The following is a 14,641-nucleotide window of genomic DNA, read 5'->3' on the forward strand; positions in this document are numbered from 1 at the left end:
GGCGGGTTCGGCCGAGCCGCCCTCTGCTTCGGCGGCCTCGGCTTCGCCGGCCGGCTCGTCGGACTCGTCGTCGCGCGGCGCCGGATCGCGCGGCGCCGGATCGCGCGCCGGGCGGGGGCCCGACGGTGCACGCCGCGGCGCCTCGCGCTTGCCTTCGCGCGTGCCCTGCATCAGGCGATGCCGCTCATCCGGATCGGCCAGCGAGAAGTCTTCCCACCAGCGTGCCAGCTCGGCCTCGATCTCGCCGGCATCGGCGCGCAGCCGCAGGAAGTCGAACGCGGCGCGGAAGCGCGGCTGCTCGACCAGCGTGAACGGGCCGTTGCCGGTGCGGCGCTCGAAGCGCGGCTGCATCAGCCAGATCTCGCGCATGTCGCCGGCCAGCTTGCCGCGGCCGGAGATGTCGCCGATGCGCGCATCGAACACCGCGTCGATCGCCTGCTGCAGCGCTGGGAACGGCGCCTCGCCGCCCTTCTTCAGGCGCAGCCAGCGGTCGAGCACCTCGTGCCACAGCATGCAGGCGAGCATGAAGCTCGGCGCCACCGGCTTGCCCTCGGCGACGCGGCGGTCGGTGTCGGCCAGCGCGAGCTGCACGAACTTCTGGCGCGCCGGGTGCTTCTGCGCATCGTCGAGCATCACGTCGAGGATCGGGAACAGCCCGCGCGCCGCGCCGGCCAGGCCCTGCTTGTGCAGCTCCTCGATGCTGGCCAGCGCGTGGCCGGTCTGCAGCAGCTTGATCATCTCGTCGAAGGTGCGCGAGGCCGGCACGCTGTCGAGCAGCGAAGCCAGCTCGCGGATCGGCGCACGCGTCTTCGGGTCGATCGTGAAGCCGAGCTTGGCCGCGAAGCGCACGACGCGGATGATGCGCACCGGGTCTTCGCGGTAGCGGGTCACCGGGTCGCCGATGATGCGCAGCACCTTCTTCTTCGCGTCCTTGATGCCGCCGTGGTAGTCGACGACGACCTGGCGCTGCGGGTCGTAGTACATCGCGTTGACGGTGAAGTCGCGGCGCGCCGCATCCTCGATCTGCGGGCCCCAGACGTTGTCGCGCAGCACGCGGCCGGCCGCGTCGACCGCATGGGTCTTGCCGGCCAGCTCGCTCTTCGAGGTCTTCTCGTTGCCGCTGACCTGCTCGGACGCCGCGGCGTCCATCATCGCGCGGAAGGTCGAGACCTCGATCACCTCATGCTCGCGCCCGCGGCCGAACACCACGTGCACGATGCGGAAACGCCGGCCGATGATGAAGGCGCGCCGGAACAGGCCCTTGACCTGCTCGGGGGTGGCGTTGGTGGCGACGTCGAAATCCTTCGGCCGCAGCCCGACCAGCAGGTCGCGCACCGCGCCGCCGACGATGTAGGCCTCGTAACCGGCATCGGCCAGGGTCTGCACCACGCGCACCGCGTTCTCGTCGACCAGCGCCGGATCGATGCCGTGCTCGCTGGCGGGGACTTCGACGCGCTTGCCCTTGGGCACCGCGATCGGGGTGCTGGATTTGCCCAGCAGCTTGTCAATGAACTTCTTGATCATTGGGTGAATAGTTGTAGTACACGCCAGCCTCGCCCGCGCGCCAGGGTTTCCAGCGTCGGCGAGGGATTGGTGGCCACCGGATCGGTGGCGCACTCCAGGAGCGGCAGGTCGTTCGGCGAATCGCTGTAGACGCTGATGCGTTCGAAATCCTGCAGCCGATGCCCGAGGCCTGCCAGCCACTCGCGRGTGCGGGTCGTCTTGCCGTCTCGAAACGAAGGTGTTCCGTGGATCCGGCCCGTGATGTTACCTGTCGGGCCGCGCTCCAGCTCCACCGCGAGCAGATGGGGCACGTCGAATGCCCGGGCGATCGGGGTCGTGACGAACTCGTTGGTGGCGGTGACGATGGCCACCAGGTCGCCGCGTGCCTGGTGGTCGCGCACCAGCGCGATGGCCGCCGGCAGCATCGCCGGGGCGATCACCTCGCGCATGAAGCCGGCCTGCGCGGCCGCCAGCTCGGCGGCCGGGCGATCGCGCCAGGCACGGGTCGCGAACTCGATGTATTCGTGGATGTCGAGCGTGCCGGCCTGGTACTGCACGTAGAAGGCATCGTTGGCGCGGCGGAACTCTTCCGTCTCGACCCAGCCCAGACGCAGCATGTGCTCGCCCCAGGCATGGTCGGAATCGAGCGGGATCAGCGTGTGGTCGAGGTCGAACAGGCACAGGTTCATGATGGACCGCCCTCCTCGCTGAGCATCTGCTTCAGCAAGGGCACCGTGATGCCCCGCTTGTGCGCAAGCGCGAATTCGTCGAGCCGGTCGAGCAGCTTCATCAGGTGCTTCAGGTCGCGCGAGAAGCGCGTCAGCAGGTAGTCCATCACGTCGTCGGAGAGGAAGATGCCGCGCCGGTCGGCCTCGCGGCGCAGCGCGCCCCGGGCCTCGGCCTCGCCGAGCGGCTCGATCGCGAAGATGTGCCCCCAGCCGAGCCGGGTGCGCAGGTCCTCGCGCAGCGGCAGGTCGATCGGCGGCACGCGGGCGGCGGCCGCCACCGGGATGCCATGCGTCGTCGCCTGCACGAAGAGCGCGAACGCCGCCTGCTGGCCGGCCTCGTCGAGCGCATCGCAGTCGTCCAGCACGATCAACGTGTCGCCCTCGTCGAACTGCCACGGCAGGTCGTCGCCCGCGGTGAACCAGCTGACGCGCCCGCCCTGCTGCTGCACCGAGCTCGCGAGCGCGCGCAGCAGGTGCGTCTTGCCGGCGCCCGGCGGCCCCCACAGCAGCACCGGCGCCGCCTGGCGGGTGAGCCCGCGCAGGTGGGCGAGCGCCAGCGCATTGCCGGCGACGACGAAGGTCTCGAAGGTGTGCGCCGGGTCGCTGGCAATCAACAGGGGCAGTTGGCGCATCGCCCGGTCACCCGCGGAACAGCTTGCTGTGGAGGTAGGCGGCACGCACGCGCCCGGCCGCCACCGCCATCACCGCGCTGAGCGGCAGCGCGATCAGCACGCCGACGAAGCCGAACAGCTGGCCGAACGCGAGCAGCGCGAAGATCACCGTCAGCGGGCTCAGCCCGATGCGCTCGCCGACCAGGCGCGGCGTGAGGTAGACGCTCTCCAGCACCTGGCCCGCGCCGTACACCACCGCGACCGCGATCAGCCCGTAGGCGCTCGCGAACTGCAGCGTGCCGGCCAGCAGCGCCAGCACCAGCCCGAGCCCGAAGCCGAGGTAGGGAATGAAGACCGCCAGCCCGGTGAACACGCCCACCGGCACCGCGAGGTCGAAGCCGAACAGCGCGAGGCCGATGCTGTAGCAGACCGCGAGGATGCCCATCACCAGCAGCTGGCCGCGCAGGTACTGCCCGAGCACCGCATCGCATTCGTCCATGAAGCTGCGCACGCTCGGCTGCAGGCGTGGCGGGATCAGGCCCTCCAGGCGCGCCACCTGGTGCGGCCAGTCCATCAGCAGGTAGAACAGCACGACCGGGATCAGCACTGCGTTGCCGACGATCGCCAGCAGGAAGCTGCCGCCGATGCGCGCCGAGCTGAGGACCGTGCCGGCCCACTCCTCCATGTTGTCGCCCAGCCGCTGGACGATGAATTCCTTCAGGCTCGCGGTGTCGAGCTGCGCGTGGATGCCCACCTGCGCGAGCCACGGCGTCGCCCACTGGCTGAAGCGGTCGATCAGCAGCGGCACCTGCTGGCGCAGCAGCGGCAGCTCCTTCGACAGGATCGGCACGATCAGCAGCAGCACCGTCAGCACCAGCAGCAGCGCCAGCACCTCGACGCCCAGCACCGCCAGCACACGCGGCACGCCGCGTGCGGCCAGCCGCTCGACCGGCGGGTGCAGCGCATAGGCCAGCACCGCGCCGACGATGAACGGCGTCAGCACCGGCGCCAGCAGCCACACCAGCACCAGCCCCACCAGGGCGATGGCGAGCCATGAAAGGGTTTGACGCTGCGCGGGAGAGAGTTGCATCGACGGTGTCGGTGATGCCGGCTGGGGGGTGCCGGCGAAGCGGCAAATTCTAAGGGCCGGGGAGGACTCGCCCCCAAACGGCCGGGATCGTTGCCAAACCGGGGTCAGTGCAGGCGCCGCGGGCCGGCGCTGCGCAGCCGGGCCACGCGCGCCAGGATCGCCGTCCGGTCGGCGGCCGACGGTGCATGGGCCAGGTAGTGGTCCAGGTCGCGCAGCGCCTCGTGGGTCATGCCGAGTTCGGCATGGGCGAGGCCGCGGTCGCGCCACTCCTCCCAGGCTTCGGGCAGCAGGATCACCAGCCGGTTCAGCACCTGCAGCAGGCGCGGCCAGTCTTCGCTGGCGCGGTGGATTTCCTTCAGGTTGCGCAGGATGCGGGCCAGCACGTCGCGCGCCGGCGCCGCCTGCAGGAACAACCCGAGCGGCACGTCGAAATCGCCGACCAGGCCGTTGCTCTGGCGGTACGGCGCGAGCAACTCGTCGAGTTCGTCGCGCGACAGCGAATGGCCGGTGAACGGATCGATCACCACCTCGCCCTGCGGCATGTGCAGCTTGACCAGGAAGTGCCCGGGGAACGAGACGCCGCGCGCCTGCAGGCCGATCTGCGTGGCCAGCTCGATGTACAGCACCGCCAGCGTGATCGGGATGCCGCGCCGCGTGCGCAGCACCGTGCCGAGGTGGCTGTTGCCGGGGTCGTAGTAGTCGTTGACGTTGCCGGCGAAGCCGAGGTCGCTGAAGAAGAAGTGGTTCAGCCGGCGCAGCCGCTGCAGCGGCACGGCATCGGCCGGGACGCGCTGCTTCAGGCGCAGCGCGAGCTGGTCGATCTCGGCCAGCACCGATTGGGCGTCGAGGCCGGGATCGTCGTCCTGGCCGATCGCGACGGCCGCCTCGGTCAGCGACAGGCTGGCGTCATCCGCCACCAGCGACGCGAAATACTCCAGCACGGTGGGCGCTTCGAACTGCAACGGACGGGCCATTCGACGAGTTTAGCGGGCCGAGCGCCGGGCCGCCCCAAGCCGGCCCGCATCCCCGCGGGGGATCGGCCGACGTACCCGGCGGCCGAGGGGTCGCCATCAACCACGCCGTGCGAACTGCTTCAGGTTCAACCCGGTGGCGAGCAAGGTGCCGAAGTAGACGATCGCCGCGCCGCCCAGGCAGGCGGCCAGCCACGCGGCCCGCGCGCCGTGCTGCTGGCCGAGCGCGATCCAGTCGAGCTTCAGCGAGGCGTATCCGAGCAAGGCGCCCAGCAGCGTGGTCGCCAGCAGCACCCGCCACGTGAAGCCCGCCCAGCCGGCCGACGGCGTGTAGCTGCCGGCGCGGCGCAGGCCGACGAACAGCCAGCCGGCATTGACCAGCGCACCCAGGCCGATCGACAGGGCCAGCCCCGCATGGCCCAGCTGCGGCACGAACAGCAGGTTCATCAGCTGGGTCAGCACCAGCACGACCACGGCGATCTTCACCGGCGTGCGGATGTCCTGCCGGGCGTAGAACCCGGGCGCGAGGATCTTCACGCCGATCAGCCCCATCAGCCCGACGCCGTAGCCGCGCAACGCGAGCACGGTCTGCGCGACGTCCTCGGCCCGGAAAGCGCCGCGGTGGTAGAGCGATGCGACCAGCGGCGTCGTGAACACCAGCAGCGCCACCGCGCAGGGCAGCGCGAGCAGCAGCACCAGGCGCAGGCCCCAGTCGAGCAGGCCGGAATAGGCCTCGGCATCGGCGCGGGCCTGCGCGGACGAGAGTTGCGGGATCAGCACCACGCCGAGCGCGACGCCGAGCAGCGCGGTCGGGAACTCCATCAGCCGGTCGGCGTAGGTCAGCCACGACACCGCGCCGACACCGACGTGCGACGCGATCTGCGTGTTGATCAGCAGCGACAGCTGCGCCACCGACACGCCCAGCAAAGCCGGCGCCATCTGACGCAGCACCCGGTGCACACCCGGGTGGTGCCAGGCGGCGCGGATGCGCGCGGGCGTCATGCCGATGCGCGGCAGCTGGCCGATGCGCGCCAACGCCGGCAGCTGCACCGCCAGCTGCAGCACGCCGCCGATCATCACGCCGACGGCCATCGCGTAGATCGGCTCGATGCCCCAGCGGCGAAATACCGGCGCCAGGCCCCAGCCGGCGCCGATCACCGCCAGGTTCAGCAGCACCGGCGATGCGGCGGGCACCGCGAACTGCTTCCAGGTGTTCAGAACGCCCGCGGCCAGCGCGACCAGCGAGATGAAGCCGATGTAGGGGAACATCCAGCGCGTCATGACGACCGCGCCGTCGAACTGCGCGAGGCCGGAGGCCATCAGCCAGACGATCACCGGTGCCGCGACCATGCCCGCCACGCAGGTGACGAGCAGCGCCCAGAACAGCACCGTGGCGACCGCGTTGACCAGCAGGTGCGTGACCTCGTCGCCCTCGCGGGTGCGGGTTTCGCCGAGGATGGGCACGAAGGCCTGCGCGAAGGCGCCTTCGGCGAACAGCCGGCGCAGCATGTTGGGGATGCGGAACGCGGCCTGGAAGGCATCGGTCCAGGCGCCGGCGCCGAACATCGCGGCGACCATCAGCTCGCGGCCCAACCCGGTGATGCGCGACGCCAGGGTCAGCAGGGAGACGACGGAGGCGGCACGCAGCAGGTTCATGGGGAAGGGGCAGAAGGCGGGCGGATTATAGGTAGCGCCTGCTCACCTCTTGTGTCGCAATTTGCCGAGGCAGAAATGTGAATGCTATACTCGCGGTCTTTGCCCCACCCACCTGGATCACGCAAACAAAATGGCTACCTCCTCCAAAGTCAAGAAGACGGTCCGCATCGCGTCGGGCCGCAAGCGCGTCCGCCAGGACGTGAAGCTCAACGCCGCCAACACCGCGCTGCGTTCGAAGTTCCGCACGGTCGTCAAGAACGTTCAAAAGGCTGTTGTCGCCGGCGACAAGGCCAAGGCTGCTGAAATCTTCAAGACCGCCCAGGGCGTCATCGATTCCGTGGCTGACAAGGGCCTGTTCCACAAGAACAAGGCAGCTCGCCACAAGAGCCGCCTGTCGGCCAAGATCAAGGCTCTCGCAGCCTGATTGAAAGATTCCAGGTGGTAAGTGAGAAGGCCCGCTCAGCGGGCCTTTTTCATTGGTGATCCGGAAATTGATCCCGAGGAATCAGGCAGCCTGCTGGGCCGACGGCGGCACCGGCGCCAACTGCCCGTTCGGCAGCAGGCAGGCCTCGACGACCTGGAGGTCGTTGTCGCGCGCGAAGTTCATCACGAAGTCCCAGGCCATCGGCTCCAGCGCCTTCAGCTCCTCGCTGACGATCACGCACTTCACGCCGTTGATCACGCGCGGCACGCAGTACGGCGAGTAGCCGATGAACGACCCGATGCCGCCCGCCGAACCACCGGGGCGGAAGCTGGACATCGCCCCCGCCAGCCGCTCCGCCCAGTCGCTGGGTCGGAAGGTCTTGCCATCCTTGGTGATGCCTTGGATGAACACTTCGCGGGGCAAGGGTGAGGTCATGCGTGCTGCGGGCGTGGGGTCGAACGGATGGCGGGTCGGCCGGCGGCTATTGTGCCGCGAATATGCTGCGCCGCAGCACATTGCGCGGCCCGCCAGGGGCTTGCGCCTGTGCCTTTATCGGCGTGCCATGACCGACCCTTAGAATCCAAGGCCCCGGGCGGCGCCCCTTGCTGCCCGGTATTGCGCACTTCCGGAGTCTTCCCGCAATGAATGCGACCACCACCGCCGCCCAGCCCATGCCCCACGTGATGCCGACCTATGGTCGCCTGCCGTTCGCGTTGTCGCATGGCCGAGGCTGCTGGGTGTGGGACACCGACGGCAAGAAATACCTCGACGGCCTGGGCGGCATCGCCGTCAACACCGTCGGCCATGCGCACCCGAAGCTGGTCGCCGCGCTGCAGGACCAGGTCGGCAAGCTGATCCACAGCTCCAACTACTACCAGGTGCCGCTGCAGGAGCAGCTCGCCGCCAAGCTGACCGAGGTCTCGGGCCTGACCAACGCGTTCTTCTGCAGCACCGGCCTGGAGGCCAATGAAGGCGCGCTGAAGATCGCCCGCAAGTACGGCCACGACAAGGGCATCGAGCGCCCGGAGATCATCGTCTACGAGAAGGCCTTCCACGGCCGCTCGATCGCGACGCTCTCGGCCACCGGCAACGCCAAGGTGCAGGCCGGCTTCGGCCCGCTGGTCGAAGGCTTCGTGCGCGTGCCGCTGAACGACCTGGCCGCGGTGCGCAAGGTGGCCGCCGAGAACCCGAACGTGGTCGCGGTGTTCCTGGAGGTGATCCAGGGCGAAGGCGGCATCAACGTCTCGACGATCGAGTACCTGCAGGGCATCCGCAAGATCTGCGACGAGCGCGGCTGGCTGCTGATGCTCGACGAGGTGCAATGCGGACTGGGCCGCACCGGCAAGTGGTTCGCGCACCAATGGGCCGGCATCAAGCCGGACGTGATGCCGCTCGCCAAGGGCCTGGGCTCGGGCGTGCCGGTGGGCGCGATCGTCTGCGGCCCGAAGGCGGCCAACGTGTTCGGCCCGGGCAACCACGGCAGCACCTTCGGCGGCAACCCGCTCGCGATGCGTGCCGGCGTCGAGACGCTGCGCATCATGGAAGAAGAGAAGCTGCTCGAGAACGCCGCCACCGTCGGCGCCGCGCTGAAGGCCGGCATCGAGAAGGAGCTGGCCGGCGTGCCGGGCTTCGTCGAGGTGCGCGGCCAGGGCCTGATGCTCGGCATCGAGCTCGACCGCCCGTGCGGCGTGCTGCTGAACCGCGCGGCCGAGGCCGGCCTGCTGCTGAGCGTCACCGCCGACCGCGTGATCCGCCTGGTGCCCTCGCTGGTCCTCACCGCCGGCGAAGCGGCGCAGATCGTGGCCATCCTGTGCCCGCTGGTCAAGCGCTTCCTGTCCGAAACCCCTGCCACGCCATGAAGCCCGGCATGAGCCTCATCAAGCACTACCTGCAGTTCAGGGATTTCCGCGCCGAGGAGTACGCCTACCTGTTCGAGCGTGCGGGCATCATCAAGAAGCGCTTCAAGAACTACGAGAAGTACACGCCGCTGGTCGACCGCACGCTGGCGATGATCTTCGAGAAGGCGTCCACGCGCACCCGCGTCAGCTTCGAGGCCGGCATGTACCAGATGGGCGGCTCGGTGGTGAACCTGACCACCGGCGACAGCCAGCTCGGCCGCGCCGAGCCGATCGAGGACAGCGCGCGCGTGATCAGCCGCATGGTCGACCTGGTGATGATCCGCACCTACGAGCAGACCAAGCTCGATGCCTTCGCGGCGAACTCGCGCGTGCCGGTGATCAACGGGCTGACCAACGAGTACCACCCGTGCCAGATCCTGGCCGACATCTTCACGTACATCGAGCACCGCGGCAGCATCGCGGGCAAGGTGGTGGCCTGGGTCGGYGACGGCAACAACATGGCCAGCACCTGGCTGCAGGCGGCGAGCATCCTCGGCTTCACGCTGCACGTCAGCACGCCGTCGGGCTACGAGGTCGACGCGAAGGCCGCCGGCGTCAGCGATACCGGCTGCATCAAGGTCTTCAAGGATCCGCTCGAGGCCTGCCGCGGCGCGCACCTGGTGACCACCGACGTGTGGACCAGCATGGGCTACGAGGCCGAGAACGAGGCCCGCATGAAGGCCTTCGCCGACTGGTGCGTCGACCGCGAGATGATGGCCGCGGCGCAGCCCGATGCGCTCTTCATGCACTGCCTGCCGGCGCACCGCGGCGAGGAGGTCGAGGCCGACGTGATCGACGGCCCGCAATCGGTCGTCTGGGACGAGGCCGAGAACCGCATGCACGTCCAGAAGGCCTTGATGGAGTACCTGCTGCTGGGCCGCATCGGCTGATGCCGACCGGCCCGCGGCACGCGACCGCATGAAGCTCGCCCTGATCACCGACCTGCATGCCAACCGCGAGGCCGTCGAGGCCGTGCTCGCGCATGCGCAATCGCAGGGTGCGCAGCAGCACGTGTTCCTCGGCGACTACGTCGGCTACGGTGCCGAGCCGGGCTGGGTGGTCGACTGCGTGCAGGCCCACGTGGCCGGCGGCGCGATCGCGGTGATGGGCAACCACGACGCGGCCGCGGTGCAGGGCGCGCAGCCGACGATGGTGCCCGACGCGCGCGATGCCGCCGCCTGGACGCACGAACGGCTGACCCCGCCGCAGCTYGACTTCCTGGCGAAGCTGCCGCTCACCGCGCGCGATGCCGACCGCCTCTACGTGCATGCCAACGCGCATGCGCCTGCCGCGTGGGGCTACGTCACCGGCCGGCTCGACGCGGTGCGCAGCCTGCACGCCACCGACGCGCGCATCACCTTCTGCGGCCATGTGCACGAGCCGCTGCTGTTCCACCTGTCGGGCACCGGCAAGGTCGGCGATTTCACGCCGGTGCCGGGCGTGCCGATCCCGCTGTCGCCGCAGCGGCAGTGGCTGGTGATCCCCGGCTCGTCCGGCCAGCCGCGCGACGGCAACCCGGCCGCCGCCTATGCCACCTTCGACACCGTCAGTGGCGACCTGACCTACCACCGCGTGCCGTACGACCATGAGGCCGCGAGCGCCAAGGTGCGTGCCGCCGGCCTGCCCGAACGCCTCGCCCAGCGCCTGATCGATGGACACTGAGGCCGGGCCCGCGAAGCCCTCGTCGCGCCTGGCCGCCGGCCAGGTCATCGACGGCTTCCGGCTCGACGCCCACCTGCACCAGGGCGGCATGGCCAACCTGTGGGCCGTGACGCGGCTCGACAGCGACGACCCGCTGCCGCTGATCATGAAGGTGCCGCGCATCAAGGGCGGCGAGGATCCGACCAGCATCGTCGGCTTCGAGGTCGAGCAGATGATCCTGCCGTCGCTCGCCGGCGTGCATGTGCCGAAGTTCATCGCCAAGGGCGACTTCACCGGGCAGCCGTTCATCGTGATGGAGCGGCTGGCGGGCGATTCGCTGCGCCGGCGCTTCGACGATGCGCCGCTGCCGATCGCCGAGGTGGTGAATGTCGGCGCGCTCGTCGCGACCGCGCTGCACGACCTGCACCGCCAGCACGTGGTGCACCTCGACGTGAAGCCGAGCAACATCATGTTCCGCAAGGCGCCGGACGGCTCCCGCAGCGATGCCGTGCTGGTCGACTTCGGCCTGTCGCGCCACGACTTCCTGCCGGACCTGCTCGACGAGGAGTTCGAGCTGCCGATGGGCACCGGCCCGTACATGTCGCCGGAACAGGTGCAGTTCATCCGCAACGACCCGCGCAGMGACCTGTTCGCGCTCGGCGTGCTGCTGTACCACCTGCTGACCGGCGAGCGCCCGTTCGGCGCACCCACCAGCGTGCGCGGGCTGCGCCAGCGGCTGTACCAGGATCCGCTGCCACCGCTCGCGTGGCGGCCCGACTGCCCGCCGTGGCTGCAGGAGCTGGTGCTGCGCTGCCTGGAGGTGCAACCCGACAAGCGGCACCAGAGCGCCGCGCAACTCGCCTTCGAGCTGCAGAACCCGGAGCAGGTGGTGCTGACCGAGCGTGCGACGCGGCGCTCGCGCAGCGGCCGCGTGCAGACGCTGCGGCGCTGGTTCGCCGCGCTGGGTGCGGAACCGGCCGAGCGCGGCAATGCGGCCGGGCAGGCGGCGCGCAGCCCGATCCTGCTGGCGGCGGTGGATGTCGCGAATGCCGAGCCGGCGCTGCTCGAGGCGGTGCGCGACACGGTGCAGCGGCTGCTGCACACCGAGCCCGGCGCGCGCCTCGCGTGCCTGGCGGTGCTGAAGATCAACCGCATCGGCATGGACGAGCTGCTCGACAAGGACGGCGGCAGCAAGCACGTGGGCCTGCTGGTGCAGCTGAAGCACTGGGCGCGCCCGCTGCTGCAGGACCTGGAGGCCACGCGCCCCGAGCAGGCCGGGCGCGTGACCTTCCATGTGCTGGAGGCGCCTGATGCCGCGACCGCGATCGTCGACTACGCGCGCAAGAACCAGGTCGACCACATCGTGATGGGCGCGCGCAGCAGCGGCGGGCTGCGCCGCTACCTGGGCAGCGTGTCGGCCGAGGTGGTGGCGCAGTCGGACTGCACGGTGACGGTGGTGCGCAGCTTGCTTCGGCCTGCGCCATGAGCCACCCTGCCCCGGATCCCCGCTTCGGCCCGCTGCGCACGCACGGCCGCTTCGACTACTCGCCGATCACGCAGCGGCCGGATTTCCGCTGGCCCAACCGGCAGCGGCTCGCGGTGTACCTGGGCTTCAACCTGGAAGACTTCGCGTTCGGCGAAGGGCTGGGGGCATCGCTCGGCCCGGCGTCGCCGCACCCCGACGTGCTGAACCACAGCTGGCGCGAGTACGGCAACCGCGTCGGCGCGTGGCGCTGCCTGGAGCTGTTCGACCAGCTCGCGATGCCGGCCGGCGTGATCCTGAACACCGCGCTGTACGAGCTGAGCGCGCCGCTGGTGGATGCCTTCGTGCAGCGCGGCGACGAGATGATCGCGCACGGCCACACCAACTCGGTCCGCCAGGGCACGCTGCCCGAGGCCGACGAGCGCGCGCTGATCGAGCACTGCCGCGACACGATGACGCGCCGCCATGCGCTCGCGCCGCGCGGCTGGCTGTCGCCGTGGATCTCGGAAAGCCACGTCACGCCCGACCTGCTGGCCGAGGCCGGTTTCCACTACACGCTGAACTGGTGCCACGACGACCAGCCGGTGCGCCTGCGCACGCGCGGCGGCGGCTCGCTGTGGTCGGTGCCCTACCCGCAGGAGCTGAACGACATCCCGATGGTGATCGCGCGGCAGATGGACGCGAAGGACTTCGCGCAGATGATCGTCGACCAGTTCGACGAGATGCTGGAGCAGTCGCAGCGCCAGCCGCTGGTGATGGGCATCGCGCTGCACCCGTACATCGTCGGCCAGCCGTACCGGCTGCGCCACCTGCGGCGCGCGCTGCGGCACGTGATGGACCACCACCGCGAGATCTGGGTCACGACGCCGGGGGCGATCGTGTCGGCGATGGAGGAGATGGCGCGATAAACGGCTTGCGCGCCACTTCGAGTGGCGCAATACTGGCGCGATTCCTCGCCGGATTTGACGCGAATGCCACGAATCACGCCACAACATGAGTTCGATCGTCTGGTCGCGCTGATTGCCGCGCATCCCGCCGGCATCGGTGTTGACGCGCTATCCCAGGCGTTGGGTGAGCAGACCAAGCGCCGAACCCTGCAGCGCCGACTGGCTGCGCTCGTCGAACAGAAGCGCCTCGAGGTGCAGGGAGATGCGCGGTCGACGCGCTACCTGGCTCGGCCCGTCGGGGTCACGGAACCTCCTCCCACCTACGGCCATACCGACAGGTCCCGCGCCATCGCCGCGGCCACTGCGTCCATATCCCCGGAAGGCGAAGAGATCCGGGCGTACATCCGCCAACCGCGCCTGCAGCGCCGGCGGGTGGGCTACAACGTCGAGTTCCTGGAGCACTACCTCCCCAACCAGACGGTCTACCTGCCGCAAGGCTTGCGCGACCGATTGCATGCGATGGGGCAATCTCCCTCGGAGCAGGCGCCGGCCGGGACGTTTGCGAAGGACATCCTCGCCCGGCTGCTGATCGACCTGTCGTGGGCTTCCTCCCGGCTGGAAGGCAACACCTACAGCCGCCTCGACACCGAGCGGCTGATCGCGTTCGGCCAGGCGGCCGAAGGCAAGGACGCGCAGGAAACCAAGATGATCCTCAACCACAAGGAGGCCATCGAGTACCTGGTGGGAGACCCGGCGCACGCGGGCATGACGCCGCACACGCTCATCACGCTGCACGCGCTCCTGTCGGACGGCCTGATGGCCGACCCGACGGCCGTGGGCCGCATCCGCCGCCGCGCCGTCGGGATCGGCGGCAGCGTGTACCAGCCGCCGGGGCCACCACAGCCCTTGGAGGCCCTGTTCGACATCGTCGTGCAGACGGCCGCGGAGATCCGGGATCCCTTCGAGCAGGCCTTCTTCCTGATGGTGCACGTGCCCTACCTGCAACCCTTCGAGGACGTGAACAAGCGCGTGTCCCGGCTGGCCGCCAACATCCCGTTCATCCGCCACAACCTGTGCCCGCTGTCGTTCATCGACGTACCGCAGCAGGACTACGTGGACGCGATGCTCGGCGTCTATGAACTGAACCGCATCGAACTGCTGCGCGACGTCTTCGCCTCGGCCTACGGCTCTTCGTGCCAGCACTATGTCGCGGTCACGCGGGACCTGGTCCCGCCCGATGTCTTCCGGCTTCGCTACCGCAAGGCATTGGGCGAGGCCATCGCGGCCATCGTTCGGGGCGGCGACGCGGTCGACGAAGCGACGGTGCGCGCCAGGATTCCTTCAACGGTGGCCCTGGAAGACCGGGAGCATTTCGTCACGCTGGTGCTCACCGAGTTCAAGAGCCTGCATGCCGGCAATGCGGTTCGCTTCGGCCTGCGGCCGCTGGAGTTCGCGGCGTGGGAAGGACGGATCGAATAGCGCAAGCGCTGGCTGGAACCATTTCGATGGCGGCTGTCACCCACGCCCTGTCATCAATCAGGGGGCGCCATGCTGCTCATCACGAAGGTTGCACGCGAAAGCCGCTTGGACGCACGCCCGCGGGGCGGCGCCGCGACAACTCTCGTCACGCAAGGCCAGTCGCTGACCACCAAGCTGCACGACAAGGGCATCGACATCTCTGCCGCCGATCAAACCACGCGTGCCAGGTACGAGGCGATTGACAAGCATCGGCCGACCTTGCATCCCGCG

The 14,641-nt window shown here is 69.6% G+C and carries 15 protein-coding genes; 8 read left to right on the top strand and 7 right to left on the bottom strand.

Translation table 11 applies throughout. From position 1 onward, the window contains the following. The 6 genes from pcnB to murJ form a co-directional block, all read right to left on the bottom strand. The coding region (pcnB, locus tag AC1D15_RS05475) for a polynucleotide adenylyltransferase PcnB (RefSeq protein ID WP_477825207.1) at positions 1-1,524 on the bottom strand (1,524 nt) is incomplete at its 3' end. Further along, entirely contained in the window at positions 1,521-2,192 is a 672-nt protein-coding gene (locus tag AC1D15_RS05480) for an HAD family hydrolase (RefSeq protein WP_047500686.1), read from the bottom strand. The genes AC1D15_RS05480 and pcnB, both read right to left, overlap by 4 nt. Then, positions 2,189-2,863: a DnaA regulatory inactivator Hda gene (gene hda, locus AC1D15_RS05485; protein ID WP_047500683.1), complete on the bottom strand. Its 675-nt coding sequence runs from the start codon at positions 2,861-2,863 to the stop codon at positions 2,189-2,191. Before hda ends, AC1D15_RS05480 begins: the two co-directional genes overlap by 4 nt. 7 nt (positions 2,864-2,870) lie before the next feature. Next, positions 2,871-3,932, bottom strand: coding sequence for an AI-2E family transporter (locus tag AC1D15_RS05490; protein WP_465111134.1), 1,062 nt, complete (start codon positions 3,930-3,932; stop codon positions 2,871-2,873). A 104-nt stretch (positions 3,933-4,036) separates the two neighbouring features. After that, positions 4,037-4,906, bottom strand: a complete 870-nt coding sequence (locus AC1D15_RS05495; RefSeq protein ID WP_465111133.1) for a SirB1 family protein — start codon at positions 4,904-4,906, stop codon at positions 4,037-4,039. A 96-nt stretch (positions 4,907-5,002) separates the two neighbouring features. After that, the gene (gene murJ, locus AC1D15_RS05500) at positions 5,003-6,559 is read right to left on the bottom strand and encodes a murein biosynthesis integral membrane protein MurJ (protein ID WP_477825208.1); all 1,557 of its coding nucleotides are present in this window, start codon (positions 6,557-6,559) and stop codon (positions 5,003-5,005) included. A gap of 130 nt (positions 6,560-6,689) precedes the next feature. Between murJ and rpsT the strand changes: the two genes are divergently transcribed. Beyond that, complete coding sequence (rpsT, locus tag AC1D15_RS05505; protein WP_047500675.1) at positions 6,690-6,983, top strand: 30S ribosomal protein S20; 294 nt, start codon at positions 6,690-6,692, stop codon at positions 6,981-6,983. Positions 6,984-7,064: 81 nt separating this feature from the next. On the opposite strand, the gene AC1D15_RS05510 is transcribed toward rpsT, so the two are convergent. Beyond that, positions 7,065-7,418, bottom strand: coding sequence for a DUF3579 domain-containing protein (locus tag AC1D15_RS05510; RefSeq protein ID WP_047500672.1), 354 nt, complete (start codon positions 7,416-7,418; stop codon positions 7,065-7,067). Between the two features lie 236 nt (positions 7,419-7,654). On the opposite strand from AC1D15_RS05510, the gene AC1D15_RS05515 reads away from it, so the two are divergent. From AC1D15_RS05515 to AC1D15_RS05545, 7 genes are all read left to right on the top strand, one after another. Continuing rightward, on the top strand, positions 7,655-8,842 hold the full coding sequence (locus tag AC1D15_RS05515) for an aspartate aminotransferase family protein (RefSeq protein ID WP_477825209.1): 1,188 nt from the start codon (positions 7,655-7,657) through the stop codon (positions 8,840-8,842). Then, on the top strand, positions 8,839-9,771 hold the full coding sequence (gene argF / locus AC1D15_RS05520) for an ornithine carbamoyltransferase (protein WP_047500667.1): 933 nt from the start codon (positions 8,839-8,841) through the stop codon (positions 9,769-9,771). Before AC1D15_RS05515 ends, argF begins: the two co-directional genes overlap by 4 nt. A gap of 28 nt (positions 9,772-9,799) precedes the next feature. Beyond that, entirely contained in the window at positions 9,800-10,543 is a 744-nt protein-coding gene (locus tag AC1D15_RS05525; protein WP_047500664.1) for a metallophosphoesterase family protein, read from the top strand. Continuing rightward, on the top strand, positions 10,533-12,008 hold the full coding sequence (locus tag AC1D15_RS05530) for a serine/threonine protein kinase (protein WP_477825210.1): 1,476 nt from the start codon (positions 10,533-10,535) through the stop codon (positions 12,006-12,008). The genes AC1D15_RS05525 and AC1D15_RS05530 overlap by 11 nt, the downstream gene beginning before the upstream one ends. After that, a complete protein-coding gene (locus tag AC1D15_RS05535; RefSeq protein WP_477825211.1) occupies positions 12,005-12,913 on the top strand; it encodes a polysaccharide deacetylase family protein in 909 nt (302 codons plus the stop codon). The genes AC1D15_RS05530 and AC1D15_RS05535 overlap by 4 nt, the downstream gene beginning before the upstream one ends. A gap of 63 nt (positions 12,914-12,976) precedes the next feature. Next, positions 12,977-14,371, top strand: a complete 1,395-nt coding sequence (locus tag AC1D15_RS05540; protein ID WP_477825212.1) for a Fic family protein — start codon at positions 12,977-12,979, stop codon at positions 14,369-14,371. A gap of 69 nt (positions 14,372-14,440) precedes the next feature. Next, the coding region (locus AC1D15_RS05545) for a hypothetical protein (RefSeq protein ID WP_477825213.1) at positions 14,441-14,641 on the top strand (201 nt) is incomplete at its 3' end.

This window comes from Rhizobacter sp. P2_H2 (assembly GCF_056403375.1).